Below are 15,080 nucleotides of genomic sequence, written 5' to 3' on the forward strand. Positions count from 1 at the left end.
TCAAGGGCAGCCAAAAAGCTGAATGCGGTCTGTTCGGTTTGGTTTGAGAGGATTAATTCCGGAGACGTTCGCGAGTGATGTCAGTGGCATCATTTCCAGGGATGGCGATGGCCGTATCGCTCGGATTGCTCAAGACCGGCTCTACGCGGTCTCACAGTAGAATTCAGTGGATTTGATGCCACTGGCATCAAATCTACTGACGTCCAGAGCGTTTTCCGCGCAGTTGACGTAGCTCATTCAGGCACGCTTGGGCGAGGGCGGAAGCGGGTTCGCCCTGTTTTCGGGGTGGGCGTGACGGTGCTGTTGGGAGCGGTTCTGCAACGGGTGGGGGCTCTGTCTGACCTGCCCAAGGACGGAAGTCTCCTTTCAGTGCGCGCTGGATTAGGGCCATCAGATACGCCGCTGGCTTGCGGACACTTCCTGCCGCACAGCGTGCCCCCGCTTCGTTGAGCACCGCCTGACGATCCGCTGGATAGAGCTTGTTCAGCGCCACGGCGATAGCTTGACGCTCACTTGGACTCAGGTGCAGCGGATCGGGCCATTGCAGGTTATCCACCGCTGGGGTCGCGCGCGGTACAGTACAAATACTTTCTTTTAATACAGTACAGGCGGCGTTCGGATTCCGAACGGTGCCGGAAACACTGGCGTTCAAGCCTGGTTCGGATTCCGAACGAGGGCCTACACGATTCCGAACTAGGTGATCTTCCCCTAGTTCGGAATCGTGTAAAGCGTCATCGGTTGCCTGGTCCAATCCTTGCTGCGTCCAGTGATCTCCCCAGCTGTCGAGTCGCGTCGGTAACCGATCCCGATCGATATTCGTATCTTGGCGGACTTCCTCCAGAACGTGCTGGGCGACAATACGCACAGCCTTGGTGTTATGGCTGAGGCAATGTCCGACCAGCTCCAGGTAATCCTGATCCAGTTCCATGGCTTCGGCGGGGGTTAACGGCTCATCGTGCAGGACGTATAGAGAGCCTTGTAGGCGCCCGCTGAGCTGATCGCGTCCGCGACTCACCAAGCTGAGCCAGCGCGTCAGCCTTAGCATCGTCAAGACGCGAGCAATGGTTTCACGGGAGGCTAGCGCACCATAGGGCACGCTCGAAAGGTAAGGCTGCAAATCCTCATAGCGCGGCGTCACCACACCCTGACCTTGCAGCATGAGTCGAAACACCTGCCAGGCATTCCGTTCCAATGGCGTCAGCCGATTATCCAACAGCAGGCGACGCGGCACGACTTCGTGTGATTGGCCACTGAACAGAAAGCCAGCCTGCAGAGCCTGGTTAGAGGGTGGTTCAGTGGTAGGGCGTGCGGGCCAGCGCTCATTCAGCTGCTGGGTGCATTGCTGCAGGACACGCTGCCAGCGACTGGGAGGAGTGGTGTTCATGTTCCGTTGCTGTAATGGTCGATCTGCTGCCAAACGATGGTCAAGCTGATCTGTTGCTCTTCGGCCAGCATCATCATGGCGTCGAGCTGATCCTCGGTACCGTCTTGAGTGCGTAGCTGGCACCATCGCTGCCAGAGCGCATGTTCCTGTGCTTCGCTCAAATGCTGAGGGCGGCCTTTACGGGTTTCGATCTTGAGCAGACGTCGGCGCAGGGCGGTTTCCGAATGCGCCAAGCCGAAGCACTGATACATGATGGTACTGCTGGCGCCGAGCTTGAGCGCTCGGTTGATCAAGCGCTCATTTTGCTCGTCGCGTTCGGCTTGCTCGATCAACCGATGCAGTACCGGCGAGTCAATCTTGACCTCAACCCAGGGTACGGTGGCATGGGCCAAGCGCGACAGGGTGGTGGGCGGTAAGGATTGCAACAGGTAGATGTCATCCTCCCCCAGGCCGAGTGCCTTGCAGCGTTGCAGATTACCCAGGCGCAGCTCATGCAGCACCTGAGTCAGCATGGCGTGGTTGAGCACATTGAAGGATAGGTTCATGGCAGCCCCTTCGGTGAGTCGTTTTCAGGGGAAAGCGTTAAGTCGATCAGGCGACGGGCCAGGCGGATCAGGCGATACAATTTGATTAACAGACTGTCGGGCAGTCGCTCCAGTCCTACGTCCACGGCGGGACGATCTGTCAGAGGGAGTTGATAGATACCCAGCAACAGCTGGCCGAACAGGGCTGAGGGCAGTTGCTGGCGATCCTCCCAGTTCACGTCGTCTTGAGCGCGCAATAGGGCCAGGAGCAGTAGGTGAACGCCGGTCGCGCGAGGCGCTGCAAGATCAAGTCGCTCGATGTTCAGGGCGAAGCCCAAGCCAAGCTTCTGATCGATAATGCTCTCAGGATGTCCGGCATTTGCCGCCATTTCCCGAGCCAGCCCGGCAATGGCTGAGCGTAATTGTTCGGGGGTATCCAGTGCTGGTGTGATGCTCCAGATGTCGTCGATCGTGCAGGTTTCGACGGTCGGTGTTACTTGAGTGGCTGTGTCGCGATCAATCTGTTCGCGAATCTGTTGGACACGTGACGGAGGGCTGACTGCTGATACGACATTCGTTTCGGGTGGTGTGGGCAGTTCTTCCTGAGCTGTTTCGGTCTGGGTTCTGGTCTCAGCTGATTTGGGTTGAGACCCGGAGGAGGGAGACTTAACCGCGGCTTCATCAACGTTCGGGAGATGGCCGTTCTTCGAGGGCGTGCTGACCACAATGCCAGGCGGCGAGATGACATGTTGGGTATCGCTCAGTTCCAAGGCCAACATACGGTAGGACTGTCCGAGTAAGCGGCTCATGCGTTCGAGCAGTTCATCCTGGATTTGCTCAAGATCGAAGGACTCGGGTTCGGCATCGAAGTCGCCCAGGGCCTCGAGCCAAAATTCGGTGAACGCAACGGTGGCGGTTGGATAACGGTTCCAAGTTCGCTCGGCTTGGCTACGCAGACCAATCAGGCGTTCGATCTGGGTCTTACCCAATCCGGCATACAGGGTTTGTGGAATGGCGGGCAGTAGGTGTTCTAGGGTGTCGAGCATCCGGCTGATGTGCGATTGCGAAATGGGATAGCCCCCAGCGGCAAGACGTCGTGCCAGCTCGCGTTGCGAGAGCACCGCTCCATCTGCTTCGAGCATGGTTTTGAGATTGGCTACCGCCAGCGCACGTTCAATGAAGGTGAGCTGGCCGTGCAGATCGCTTTCGGCCAGATGGCCGAGGAGGGCAGTGATTTCACTGGTCCAAGGCCGGAACAGGCAATGAATGCGAAAGAAACGCTCGTCGCGGGTTTCTTGCCACAGCTCGCCGAGAATCGCCAAGCGAGTATTACCGCCGTTACGGATGATGAAATAGGTTTCTCCCGGGCGGCGGGTAATCGGCGGTGGTTGATCCAGCCCGCGTTCGCGGATCGAGGCTTTGATATCGTTGTACAGCGGATTACGGATGAAACGCGGGTTGTGTTCGTAGGGCCGCAACTGCTCCAGAGTGACCAGCATAGGCGTGTCGATGAGTGGATCGGACAGCCGCTCCAGTTCTGGACCTCGAGGGAAGTGGTCTTGGTGCAGCTTGTCGTTAATCTCCTCCTGATTGAGCTTTTTCATGAACAGCCTCAGTTAACGCCGGTTGCGCAAATGGTCACCGACCTCGAACTTGACGATCTCGGCAGTCCCCGAACCTTCGAAATGTCGGGAGAGTTCTGCGAGGAACCACCCCATGGCCGAGCCCCCACCCTGCAGGCGAAAGACCACGGTGCAGTACTTCTCGCAAGGTGGGTGGTGTGGTCGAATGGATGGTTGAACGATGATGGGAGGTTGATCCAACATCAAAAGACTCCTTGCCAAACGCTGTTGGCATCAAGGTCGATAAAAAATGATTTGATGAAAAATGCCGGCTTGGTGATTCGTCTCATTGAACCTCCGCGCACCTGCTCACCGTAGAGATCGCTTCGCGCCATTCCGGAAACAGTTCGATGGCCAGCGCTTGCATGGTTTCCAACGCAGATGGCGATGACTGGCGAGTCTCGATTCGGTGGACCGGCAGGCCAAGGGAGGCGGCATTGAGATACGCCACTCGGTCTGGAACTACGGTGTCTAGAACCGAGATGTTGGTAGCCCCAGCGAAGGTCTCGCGCAGGCCGCGGATGATCATTCGCGTGTCCACCCGGATGCTATTTACCTGGTTCAGCAGCAGTCGCAAGGGAGGCGGTGTAATGCCCAAGTGGCGGAACGGTTCGAGCTCACTGAGCAGCTTCAAGGTGCCGCGGTGCAGTTCGCGGGCGGCGAGCATTTCCGGCGTGATGGGAGAGAGGGCGAGATCAGAGGCCAGGATGGCCATCTCCAGCAGCACGCTGCGTGCGCCTTGGGTGTCGATCAAAAGCAGATCATAACTGGGGCGGAAATTGTCGAGCAAATTGCGCAGACGCAGTCGCCCATCAGGGGCATGCAGCAACAAGGTGCTCAGTCGGCCTCGATCATCGTTGGATAGGATCAGGTCGAGACCAACAACCGTGGTTGTGGAAATTATCTGCGCAGGATCTGTCAGGTTGAGCGCAATGAACTCGTACGCACCAGCGATGGCCTCGTGGCTCAATGCGTAATAGCTTGAGAGAGTGGGCTGGCTATCCAGGTCCAGCAGCAGAACTCGCAGACCAGCATCTGCCAGAAGACCGCCAAGGTTGGCGGCCACCGTTGTTTTGCCCACGCCGCCCTTGGTGGAAACCAACGATACCACACGCATGACATCAGGCCTGCTGACCTAAGCGTTCAACGACCCACCGCTCGATCTCCAACGAATCCCAGCCGACCGCGCGCAGTCCAATGCGTTTGGCTTGAGGGAATTTGCCTTCCTTCATCAAGTTGTAGATGTGCGCACGCTTGAAGCCGGTTTTACGCTCCACCTCGTCACGCCGCATGATGTGACGTTCGACCGGTGGTAGAGGTGCTTCAGCGATGGGGGAGGGTTGGTTGAACATGCTGGTCACTCCTGGCGCCGATTGGCGCGTGGTGGGAAATGACCTGAATTGAATAGCAGAAACGGGAGAGAGTCATTGCACTGCAATTGGGGCGATTGCAGCGCAATACGACTCAGCGCTTGGAGAGGCTGCGCTTGGCGGCGGCGAATTTCTCATCCAGGGTGCGCTTGGAAATGCCAGACAGGTTTTTATGGTGAGCGGTCAGTGCGTCGACAATGGCGGCTTGGGATTGGAAAACAGAATGAGGTTTCCCCGAGGGAGAGTGACTTAGAAACAGACTGACCATTGCGCCGATGATGTGGAGGTAAGCGTTTTCGCTCCGGTCGCTGACCTTGCTATTGGTGTTGAGCAGATGATGGATGCTTTCCTTTTCCAGCCCGACAGCTTCAAGTTCATTCAACAGTTGTTGATAGGCTGTTTCTATACTCTTTACCTGTAGCTGCAAGGCATCGCGGTCGGCTTGTAAGGCCAGATAGGTACCGATGCTAATAGCTCCATGCTGGTCCGATGATTGTTCGAAAAGAAAAGCTGGTCTTTGTTCAGGGTGGAAGCGTGACATCCAAAGTTTGAGGTCAGTATGGCAGATGGTTACCTGGAGGCAATCGATGTGAGTCCCAATGGCGACCGGTATACCTAGGCAGCCGTAGGGTAGTTCTCCATGTTGGATGGCGTCGAAAATTTTCTCGATGTTGGCATGTAGACACGGCCATTGTGGAAAGGCAGATCCGAGCGTGGTGAGGGAGCGCCAGGTCACCTCAAGAATTTGCGTTTCGTAGGCCATTAGGTTGCACCAACGTATTGCTGCATCGACGGGACGATAAAATACCTTGGCGTAAGGATTACAGCTTTGGGTTGCATACATGCTGAAAAGCCTCCTTAGACATCCGGCCTCCCAAAAACTAATTACATGAAGCCTTCATGTATGGAGCATTCATGTATGGAGCATTCATGCTGTGTCTGAATTGACATTACTTATTCAGAGGGCACCAAGTTTAGCTAATTGACGCTCCAGATTGCTGGTCAGGGTCGAAAGGTTTTTTCCAAGAGTTTTACCGAAGGTATCGATCATCGTGACATCGATATCAACTGGTCGCGAATTCCACCTGGACAATCTGCTCAATGAAGCGTCCATTCATCAATGGCACGACTCGCACGCTGTTAGTCTTAAATGGCGCGGACGTTCTGCATCGTGCGTAATGTGATGCGCTCGACAATGTTCTCCGCCGTGATGTCCATACGGGTGAGATGCAGTTCTTCAGCGAACACGCGAAACAGTGAAGGTGACGCAGCTCCATGTCGGGATAGTAGGTTCTGACGAAAGCAATGATCGTACGCGCGATCCGTGCAGAACGTCGTCAACGCTGCTTATCACCTCGTCACATTGCCAGCCCTGAATTCCAGGCTACGGAACTAGAGTTTCCGGATTTTCTCGGGTTTGCCTGCCAAAAGTTTCCGTGTCAATGCCAGTGTCTCTTCCTTCGTCGCGGTCATGAAAATGGGGGTAACCCCAGAGCTTTTTATACACGATTGCAAATGCTCTGGTCGCCAGGCATTGGCAGTACTTGGTTCGATGTGGATCGAGGCCTTGACGAAGGCACCCAGTTCACTATTGTGACGCTCGGCCTAGCCGAACGGATAACCGCACGATCGAGCTTACGATACCCAGCTAGTGACTCGATGTCATTGCACAAGTTGGCCAAGATATTGTTCAAGTCAGCCATATGGCTTGGTTTTAGTTCGAGATTTATATCTACCATGCCAGATACCGTATACAGAGAGCCCTGTCGACAGCATTTCTCGGCCGGTTCTGCCCCGAGCGAAGAGAGTGGCAAATCGCCTAATCGTCAGCGAGCGGCTGACCAGAGCCCTTGATTCGGCCCTGGCAGCCACATAAACCCTCTCCTCCATGGTTCATATAGTTAAACTTTGAAGCGTCCTACAAGTCGATTCAGATTGATCGCCAAATTGGACATTTCGCCACAAGCGATGGCCGTTTAACTGGCCCCCGCTGCGCACTGTGTAGAGAACTCCCGAATGCTCGTCAGGTTCCGATCGACTTCATGGGCCACCTGCGCCTGCTCCTCGGAAGCGGTGGCGATCAACAAGTTCCGCTCGTTGATCTGGGTGATGGCCTCAGCGATCTGCGTGAGCGAAACGTCCGCATTCTGCGCAACAACGATGGAATTGCTCGCCATGTCGGCACTCATGCTCATTGCACTCACGGCCTGCGCTGAGTCGCTTTGAATCGCGATGATCATCTGTTCGATTTCCTGAGTCGACTGTTGGGTCCGATGCGCGAGCGCTCTCACCTCGTCGGCCACCACCGCGAACCCGCGCCCTTGCTCACCAGCTCGTGCCGCCTCGATCGCCGCGTTGAGCGCGAGCAGATTGGTCTGTTCCGCAATGGCGCGAATTACCTCTACCACTTTGCTGATGCCCTGCGCCCTGGTTGACAACGCCTTGACCTGTTCGCCGGTGTTGGCCACGTTACTGGCAAGCCCTTCGATGGCCTTCAAAGTCTGGGCCAGGTTTTCAATGCCGGTGCGGGTAAATTCCTGGGATTTTCGGGAGGTTTGAGAAGCGGCTTCGGCGTTCCGAGCGACCTCATCCACCGCCGCGCTCATCTCGGTCATGGCGGTGGCAGCCAGATTGACTTCGTCGTTCTGCTCGATCAGTCCTCTGCTGGCTTCTTCAATCTCGATGGTCATTTCTCCCGACGCCGAGGCCAGCCGAGTGGAGGTGTTGGCAATGTGCGCGATCGTTTCACGCAGGTTCGCCTGCATCTTCGCCAATGCGCTGAGCAGGCGCCCAGCCTCATCGCGACCGCTGAGTTGTATTTCTCTGGAAAGGTCACTGGAGGCGATGCGCTCAGCCACCGCCAATGCGTCAATGATCGGGGCGGTGATGCTGCGGGTCAGCAGAATGGCCAGCACCATGGTGAGCAATACGGTGATGGCCACCAGTCCGATCACTAGCTTCTTGGCGTTGGAGTAAACAGCAGAAGCATAGATACCAGCATCCTTAACCCCTTGATCGTTATAGGCCGCGAGCTTACTTATCTGGCCCTCCAATGTGTTGGTCAAGGGGCGAATGTTGGTGTTGATCAGAGTCACTGCGGCGGCGTTGTCACCAGAACGAAGCAGCGGTTCGAGTGTGTCCAGTTGCTTGGCATAAGCATCAGCCGTGGCTCGCAGGGCCAAGTACAGCGCACGCTCGCCTTCGTCCGTAATTAGGGGTTCATAACGACTGACAGCATCAAAGAAGGTGCCGCGATAACCGCTGAATACGGCCACTGTGTTCTGTCTCAGTTGCGGGTCCGGCGTGGAGGTGGCTCGCAAGCTTTCCAGGCGCAGGCGCAAAGCGCCCGCGTTCATGAGATCTGTCTGGCGGATGCTCGCTATCCACTTTGTTTCGACGTCCTGCTCGGACTCACGGAGCTTACCCATTTGCAGTGCAGCAACACTCCCCAGCGCGAAAACCACCAAAACGATAAGAGAGAAAAATACCGCGACCCTTGGAGCGACGTTTATTGTTCTAAGATTCATGGTTTTTTCGCCTTCCAGTTCTGACGGATTGTTGAGGCGTTGGCAATTACCCGCGGTATTGGCTAGCCACGAGCGTGCTAAGTTCAGGCCGACAACTGGTTTCACCATTACAGTTAGCTGCGCTTTTTTGAAGAGAAGGCTGATCACAAGTGGCAAGGCGCGTGGTCCCGCGACTTAAGTGGGCGCCCTTTTCTGAGGCGGTGATTGTATGCATGGGGTGTCGCAGCGGCACTATTGATTCCGCCAAGTTTTATTGCCAAAGCGCCAGGTCGGCTCTAACACTGGTTAGTGCCAATCTCGCTAACAGGCGGGTCGCCGCTCGTAGAGGTGATTGATACCACCGTTGCCGGCGATTCGTTCAATGCGGGTGACTAGCCACCCGTTTACACGGAGGCCCCGTAACAGGCGGCTGCCGAAGGCCTGAGGCTGGCAGGGCAAGTGATTCAGTAGCCGGGGGCGTTGGTTACACAAGATGCGATGCCGGTCTAAAACGCGTAGTCGTTTGCGGGGGGTGAGATGAGACCGCACTTGAGATAAAAAATTCTATTGGTGATTGATATGGAATATTTATTCCATTAATCTGAGTTTCAGAACCCATCGTTCCGGCTTCTCCCGTCTCCCACAATAAAAAGGATCACATGACATGAGGCGTTTTCTCGGCTGCCTATGCGCACTGCTGCTGTCCGTTTCCGCTCACGCCGAACTGCGCATTGGCGTGACAGTGGGCCAGTTCGACAACTACATTTCCTACTTGGTGAAAGCCATGCAGGACCGCGCAAAACAAGTCCCGGGGGGTATCAGCCTGCAAGTGGAAGACTCCGGCAGCGACGTGGTGCGGCAACTGAGCCAGGTCGAAAGCTTTATCAGCCAGAAGGTCGATGCCATCATCGTCAATCCGGCGGATACCGCCGCCACCCGCCAGATCAGCGAGAAGGTCATAGCCGCAGGTATTCCACTGGTCTATATGAACAGCCGTCCGGAAGTAGACATCTTGCCAGCCGGAGTAGTGTTCGTCGGCACCGACGAGCGCGCCATCGGCCGGATGCAAATGCAGTACCTGGCCGAAAAAATGGGTGGCAAAGGTAACCTTGCGGTCATTCTCGGGCGCCTCACACATAGCGACACCGGCAAGCGCACCAGCGGGGTCAAGGATGTACTGGCCAAGTACCCGCAGATCAATATCGTCGAAGAGCAGTCCGGCGACTGGCAGCGGGAAAAAGGCATGGACCTGATGAACGAATGGCTGACCAAGGGCCAGCGCATTGATGCGGTGGCCGCCAACAACGACGAAATGGGTATCGGCGCTGCCATGGCAATGCGCCAGGCGGGGTCTGACGACATCTTGGTTGGCGGTATTGACGGCACGTCGGATGGCTTGCTCGCGCTGAAGAAAGGCCAGCTGACTGTCAGTGTCTTCCGCGATCCGGTGGCAATCGGCGCGGGCTCTCTCGACGCTGCGTTAAAGCTGGTCAATCATCAGGAGCTGCAAGGCGATCTGTGGGTGCCGACCCAACTGATCACCCGGGAAAATTACGCAGAGTTTCAGCGTCAGTAGGTATCCAACTCGCGAGCATCGGTGCGTGAGAGCCTGGTCCAGGCTATGCAGCGGGATTCGAATTTCTTCGATCAAGCGCGATTCCAGTCCTTCAATGGTGTTTGGCCTTCTTAGGTCAGTTCAGTGGTTAGAGGGCTCTTAGATGTTCTCTGCGCTGATGATGTCGAAGGGCAGCAGGAGGGATGCTGATCCATTTTGTCGGGAGTCCGCAGCGCGCGTCATTGTTTCCATCAGTGTGCGTGCCAGCTGTTCGCAACGGATGGACAGGGCTACATCCACGACGCCTTCGACCAGTGCGCTGCGGGTGACTTCGGTCAGTTCATGGCAGACCACAACGATCTCGCGCGCACGGCCACTCTCCTTGAGTGCCTCCACCACGCCCTCCATTCCCCCGCCGCTGACGTACAGGCCTACCAGATCTGGGTGCTCGGCAAGTAGAGCATGGGTCGCTTCTGCGGCGCGCTGGGCATCCTCGTAAACCAGGCGCGGCTCCAGTACCTGAAAATCATTGCAGTGCTCCCGGATGTAGGAGCGGAAGCTGATTTCGCATAGTTCCTGGCAAAGGAAGCGATGATCGCCTATCAGCATGCCGATCTTGCCAGGACGCCGGCTCAGGCCTGCCACTGCCCAGGCGGCAGTGCGTCCGGCCTTGCGGTTGTCCAGGCCTATATAGCCGGCGCGATGGGTCGCGGTAAGGTCGGTGATCAGGGCGTAGACCGGAATGCCGCGTCCGTAGAGGGTGTCGATCGCTTGGTTGATGGCGGGATGATCAACGCTCACCAGGGCGATGGCGTCGAAGCGCTCGCCTAGCTCCAGCAAGGTTTCGGCGACTTGGGTTGGAGGTCGATCGTCGAGAAAGAATACCTCGGAGTCTCCGCGGACTCCGGGTACTGAAATGCTCATCGATGTGAGGGCGGTTGCAAGCATCTGATAAAAAGGTGAAGAGCTGCGCAAAAGAACAAATGCAATTTTCTTGATGTGAGATCTATCATGCTCTTGATAGATGTCATCCAGGCTTTTGAGTTTCCCCAAAGCGAAGCCCAGTCTTTTCGCGGCTTCCAGCACTTTCTTTTCGGTGCCAGAACGCACCGGCGCCCTTTTATTTAATACACGGTCAACGGTCGCGATCGCCACACCCGCCTCGCGTGCAACGTCTGACATTGTGGGTGTGATCCTTGACATCAAAAAATTCTCCGATAATCTGAGTTGAGTCTCTCAAAAACAATCACAAAAAGATATAAATATATCATTTCAACTGGCGCCATCAATGCCAGCCGCAAGATGATATATGAATGAGGTCCAGCATGGCGCTTGCCACTCCCGCTCCACCGTTCGCCCCCATTCTCTCTCTGTGCCGCCATTGCGCATTCGCAGCGCTATTGCTTCGCGATTTCTCTCGATTCAGCCCTCGCAGAACCGGTTCAAACAGGCCGCTGTCATTCGTGACGCCGGTGGCTTCTGGTTGCCTGCAGTCGGGTTGGTAGCAGGGCTGCGCTCGTTCCATTTTCCCTATTGTTCACGCAAGGCGGCAAAGCCGCGGAGTACTGGTAATGAAGCTTTCTTATGTAACCGACAGCCTCGGGCATCTGCCCCTCGAAGCAATGCTCGACCGGGTGGCGCAGATGGGCGTCACGGCAGTGGAGATGACTACCGGGGGGTGGTCAGGCGCGCCGCACCTGCGGATGAATGAACTGCTGGAAAGTGCGGAGAAACGCAATGCGTTCCTCGGTGCCCTGGAGAGTCGTGGCATTGAACTGTGCGCGCTCAACGTTTCCGGTAACCCCTTGGATCCGGGCGCCCTTGGGGCCAAACACCGAGATGATACCGAGCGTACCTTCGAGCTCGCTGAAGCTCTCGGGGTGAAGAAGATCATCATGATGAGTGGGCTTCCACCTGCCTGTGCCGAAGACCGGGTGCCGAACTGGATCAGCTACACCGTGAGCTGGCCACCCGTGCTCAAGGACTATCTGAACTACCAGTGGAATGACGTCGCCATCCCTTACTGGCACAAGCTGGTGGCCAAGGCCAGCGGTTGTGGGGTGGAAAAAATAGCCCTGGAAAACTTCAGCAGCATGCTGGTGTACAACCCCGAGACGCTATTCCGGCTGCGGGATGCGGTAGGTCCTCTGGTGGGCTTGAACCTTGATCCAAGTCACCTGTTCTGGATGGGCGCGGACCCCATTGCCGCTGCCCGCGCCCTAGGTCCGGCGATCCATCACGTGCACGGCAAAGACTCGCGCCTGGAGCGCGGCCTGGTGGATATCAACGGTGTCATGGAAACCAAGGAAGTCACCGATACGGTGGCCCGCGCCTGGAACTACGTGGCGGTTGGCTGTGGCCATGATTTGCAGTGGTGGCGCGAATTCTTCTCGGTAGTGCGCATGCTCGGATACGACGGGCATGTATCCCTGGAAATGGAAGACCTGACCATGAGCGTAGACGCGGGCATTCGTACCTCTATCGACGCTCTCAAACAGACCATCAGCCAGTGACCGCACCAGCAGTTTTCCTATGTATCAGCGAACGGAGCCCCAGAAATGACCCTTAATATTGGTGTGATTGGTAGCGGTGCCATTGGCGTGGACCATATGCGCCGTTGCCACTTTGCGCTCAACGGCAGCCGCGTGACCGCAGTGAATGACATCAACCTCGAGCAGGCGCAGCGCGCGCTGGACACCTTGGGGATTTCCGCCGAGGTGTACGCAGATGGCCATGAGTTGATCAGGTCTAGGGAGGTTGACGCGATACTGGTGACCTCTTGGGGGCCGAGCCACGAAGAGTTCGTGCTATCGGCCATTGCCGAAGGCAAGCCAGTGTTCTGCGAGAAGCCGCTGGCGGTCACTGCCGAGGGCTGTCGACGCATCATCGAAGCCGAAACCGCCCACGGCAAACGTCTGGTGCAAGTGGGTTACATGCGGCCCTGGGACAAGGGCTACAACGCCCTGCGCAAAGAAATTCGCACGGGCGATTTGGGTGTGCCTCTGATGGTGCACTGCAAGCACCGTAATCCAGAGGTCAACGATGCCTACACCACCAATATGGCGGTGTCCGACACGCTGGTGCATGAGCTCGATGTTTTGCGTTGGCTGCTTGACGACGATTACGTCTCGGCGCAAGTGGTTTTCCCCCGGGTGACTCGGCATGCCCACAGCAATTTGCGTGATCCGCAAATCGTCCTTCTGGAAACCGCCAAAGGCGTGCGTATCGACGTCGAAATTTTCGTCAACTGCAAGTATGGCTATGACATCCAGTGCGAAGTGGTGTGTGAAGACGGGACCGCTGAACTGGCGGCGCCGCCTTCGCCGCGGGTACGCCGTGCAGGTTCGAATTCGCAGCGCGTATTGCTGGACTGGAAGCAGCGCTTCATCGACGCCTATGACCATGAGCTGCAGGCCTTCATCGACGGTGCTGGCCAGGGCCAGATCAAAGGGCCCTCCGCCTGGAACGGTTTCGCTGCAGCGCTGGCCGCCGACGCCTGTGCCGAGGCGCAAATCAGCGGTGCCATTGTGCCAATCAACATGCCAGCCAGGCCCGCATTCTATGACCCGAGCTGATTAATCGTTCTTGCCCGGCCCCCGGGACGGGCAGGCTGACTGAAAAATACGGAGAATAACAATGACAATGCCCGTTTATGAATCTGCCGAATCCGGCTCGACGCAGGTGGTGCTTTCGCAAAAGCGTAAAGCCAAACGCTATCTACGTTTGATCACCATGATTTCCACCTTTGGAGGCTTGTTGTTCGGCTTCGACACTGGTGTGATCAATGGTGCGCTGCTGTACATGAAGCATGACCTGGGGCTGACGCCCTTCACCGAAGGCCTGGTGGCCAGCTCCCTGCTATTGGGGGCGGCGGTGGGTGCATTTCTCGGTGGGCGTCGGTCCGACCGCCGCGGACGACGTAACAACATTCTGGTGCTGGCGGTGCTATTTTTTTTCGGTGCCTTGGCATGTTCCTTTGCACCGAGCATGGAAGTGATGGTGGCCGCGCGTTTTCTCCTGGGGATCGCGGTGGGTGGCGCTTCAGTCACGGTGCCGGCCTATCTGGCGGAGATGGCGCCTTCCCATATCCGCGGCAAGGTCGTCACCCAGAATGAGTTGATGATCGTGGCCGGGCAGTTCCTTGCCTTCACCTCGAATGCAACCATTGGCAATCTCTTTGGCGAGGTCGATGGCGTATGGCGCTGGATGTTGGTCATCGCCAGCGTACCGGCGGTGGCGCTCTGGGTCGGCATGATGTTTATGCCGGAAAGTCCTCGCTGGCTTGCCTCCAAGGGCCGCTTTGCGGAGGCGCTGAAGGTGCTCAAACGGGTGCGCGAGGAATATCAGGCTAACGCGGAGCTTGAAGAAATCAAACACTTGGCTGCCGAAGACAATCTGGCTCGTCGCGGGGGGTGGCATGAACTGTCCAAACCCTGGATTCGTCGGGTGTTCTTTATCGGTATCGGGATTGGTATCGTCATGCAGTGCACCGGTGTCAATTCGATCATGTACTACGGTACCCAGATTCTCACCGAGGCCGGCTTTGAGCGGGGTGGGGCGCTGTATGCCAATATTGTCAACGGCGTGATTTCGGTTGTTGCCACCTTCGCCGGCATTTACCTGCTGGATCGCATCGGCCGGCGGACAATGCTGTTGCTCGGGTTGTCCGGCACAACCCTGGCCTTGTTCCTGATCGGGCTGGTGTCGTTAATGGTCGCACCTTCGGAGTTTCGTGCCTTCCTGATTCTGGGGGCCATGGCACTGTTTCTGACATTCATGCAGGGCCTGATTGCGCCTGTGGCCTGGGTGATGATCTCCGAAATTTTCCCACTGCGTATGCGCGGCTTCAGCATGGGAGTATCGATTTGCGTCCTGTGGATCACCAATTTCACCATCGGGTTATTCTTCCCGACCCTGGTCGCCCTGGTAGGCATCGGCTACACATTCTTTATCTTCGTGGCTCTGGGGTTGCTGTCTCTGGGATTTGTGAAGATGTGCGTTCCGGAAACACGTGGACGTAGTCTGGAATCCATCGAGGAAGAGTTTCGCCGGCAGTGTAGTTGAAGTATCCGGGGAATCGATGATCACGAACAGGAGTTCGAGAAGTCTATGAATTGAT

13 protein-coding genes and 1 pseudogene are annotated in these 15,080 nt (G+C 56.6%); 4 read left to right on the plus strand and 10 right to left on the minus strand.

Annotated features, from left to right (window positions below; genetic code table 11):
* Window positions 1-193: 193 nt before the first annotated feature.
* The 9 genes and pseudogenes from ACYZT5_RS03860 to ACYZT5_RS03900 all read right to left on the minus strand — a co-directional run.
* Window positions 194-1,384: an STY4528 family pathogenicity island replication protein gene (locus tag ACYZT5_RS03860; protein WP_462049871.1), complete on the minus strand. Its 1,191-nt coding sequence runs from the start codon at window positions 1,382-1,384 to the stop codon at window positions 194-196.
* Window positions 1,381-1,929: a DUF2857 domain-containing protein gene (locus tag ACYZT5_RS03865; RefSeq protein ID WP_462049872.1), complete on the minus strand. Its 549-nt coding sequence runs from the start codon at window positions 1,927-1,929 to the stop codon at window positions 1,381-1,383. The genes ACYZT5_RS03860 and ACYZT5_RS03865 overlap by 4 nt, the downstream gene beginning before the upstream one ends.
* A complete protein-coding gene (locus ACYZT5_RS03870; RefSeq protein ID WP_462049873.1) occupies window positions 1,926-3,512 on the minus strand; it encodes a ParB family protein in 1,587 nt (528 codons plus the stop codon). The genes ACYZT5_RS03865 and ACYZT5_RS03870 overlap by 4 nt, the downstream gene beginning before the upstream one ends.
* 12 nt (window positions 3,513-3,524) lie before the next feature.
* On the minus strand, window positions 3,525-3,734 hold the full coding sequence (locus ACYZT5_RS03875; RefSeq protein WP_462049874.1) for a hypothetical protein: 210 nt from the start codon (window positions 3,732-3,734) through the stop codon (window positions 3,525-3,527).
* Window positions 3,735-3,816: 82 nt separating this feature from the next.
* The gene (locus ACYZT5_RS03880) at window positions 3,817-4,647 is read right to left on the minus strand and encodes a ParA family protein (RefSeq protein WP_462049875.1); all 831 of its coding nucleotides are present in this window, start codon (window positions 4,645-4,647) and stop codon (window positions 3,817-3,819) included.
* Window positions 4,648-4,651: 4 nt separating this feature from the next.
* Entirely contained in the window at window positions 4,652-4,882 is a 231-nt protein-coding gene (locus ACYZT5_RS03885; protein ID WP_462049876.1) for an AlpA family transcriptional regulator, read from the minus strand.
* A 112-nt stretch (window positions 4,883-4,994) separates the two neighbouring features.
* Window positions 4,995-5,744, minus strand: coding sequence for a hypothetical protein (locus ACYZT5_RS03890; protein ID WP_462049877.1), 750 nt, complete (start codon window positions 5,742-5,744; stop codon window positions 4,995-4,997).
* 1,132 nt (window positions 5,745-6,876) lie between these two features.
* Window positions 6,877-7,665, minus strand: coding sequence for a methyl-accepting chemotaxis protein (locus tag ACYZT5_RS03895; RefSeq protein ID WP_462052183.1), 789 nt, complete (start codon window positions 7,663-7,665; stop codon window positions 6,877-6,879).
* A gap of 39 nt (window positions 7,666-7,704) precedes the next feature.
* Window positions 7,705-8,535: pseudogene (locus tag ACYZT5_RS03900) on the minus strand (MCP four helix bundle domain-containing protein); the annotation flags it as partial.
* 535 nt (window positions 8,536-9,070) lie between these two features.
* Here ACYZT5_RS03900 and ACYZT5_RS03905 point away from each other — a divergent pair.
* Window positions 9,071-9,982 carry a sugar ABC transporter substrate-binding protein gene (locus ACYZT5_RS03905; protein WP_462049878.1) on the plus strand — a complete coding sequence of 304 codons (912 nt, stop codon included), beginning with the start codon at window positions 9,071-9,073 and terminating at the stop codon, window positions 9,980-9,982.
* Window positions 9,983-10,120: 138 nt separating this feature from the next.
* Here the strand turns inward: ACYZT5_RS03905 and ACYZT5_RS03910 are convergent, their stop codons facing one another.
* Window positions 10,121-11,143, minus strand: coding sequence for a LacI family DNA-binding transcriptional regulator (locus tag ACYZT5_RS03910; RefSeq protein ID WP_462049880.1), 1,023 nt, complete (start codon window positions 11,141-11,143; stop codon window positions 10,121-10,123).
* 389 nt (window positions 11,144-11,532) lie between these two features.
* Between ACYZT5_RS03910 and ACYZT5_RS03915 the strand changes: the two genes are divergently transcribed.
* The 3 genes from ACYZT5_RS03915 (at window position 11,533) to ACYZT5_RS03925 (ending at window position 15,025) form a co-directional block, all read left to right on the plus strand.
* Window positions 11,533-12,474: a sugar phosphate isomerase/epimerase family protein gene (locus ACYZT5_RS03915; RefSeq protein ID WP_462049881.1), complete on the plus strand. Its 942-nt coding sequence runs from the start codon at window positions 11,533-11,535 to the stop codon at window positions 12,472-12,474.
* A 45-nt stretch (window positions 12,475-12,519) separates the two neighbouring features.
* A complete protein-coding gene (locus ACYZT5_RS03920) occupies window positions 12,520-13,536 on the plus strand; it encodes a Gfo/Idh/MocA family protein (RefSeq protein WP_462049882.1) in 1,017 nt (338 codons plus the stop codon).
* Window positions 13,537-13,597: 61 nt separating this feature from the next.
* Window positions 13,598-15,025 carry a sugar porter family MFS transporter gene (locus ACYZT5_RS03925; RefSeq protein WP_462049883.1) on the plus strand — a complete coding sequence of 476 codons (1,428 nt, stop codon included), beginning with the start codon at window positions 13,598-13,600 and terminating at the stop codon, window positions 15,023-15,025.
* Window positions 15,026-15,080: the final 55 nt, after the last annotated feature.

The sequence above is a fragment of the Pseudomonas sp. LB3P14 genome, assembly GCF_054898045.1.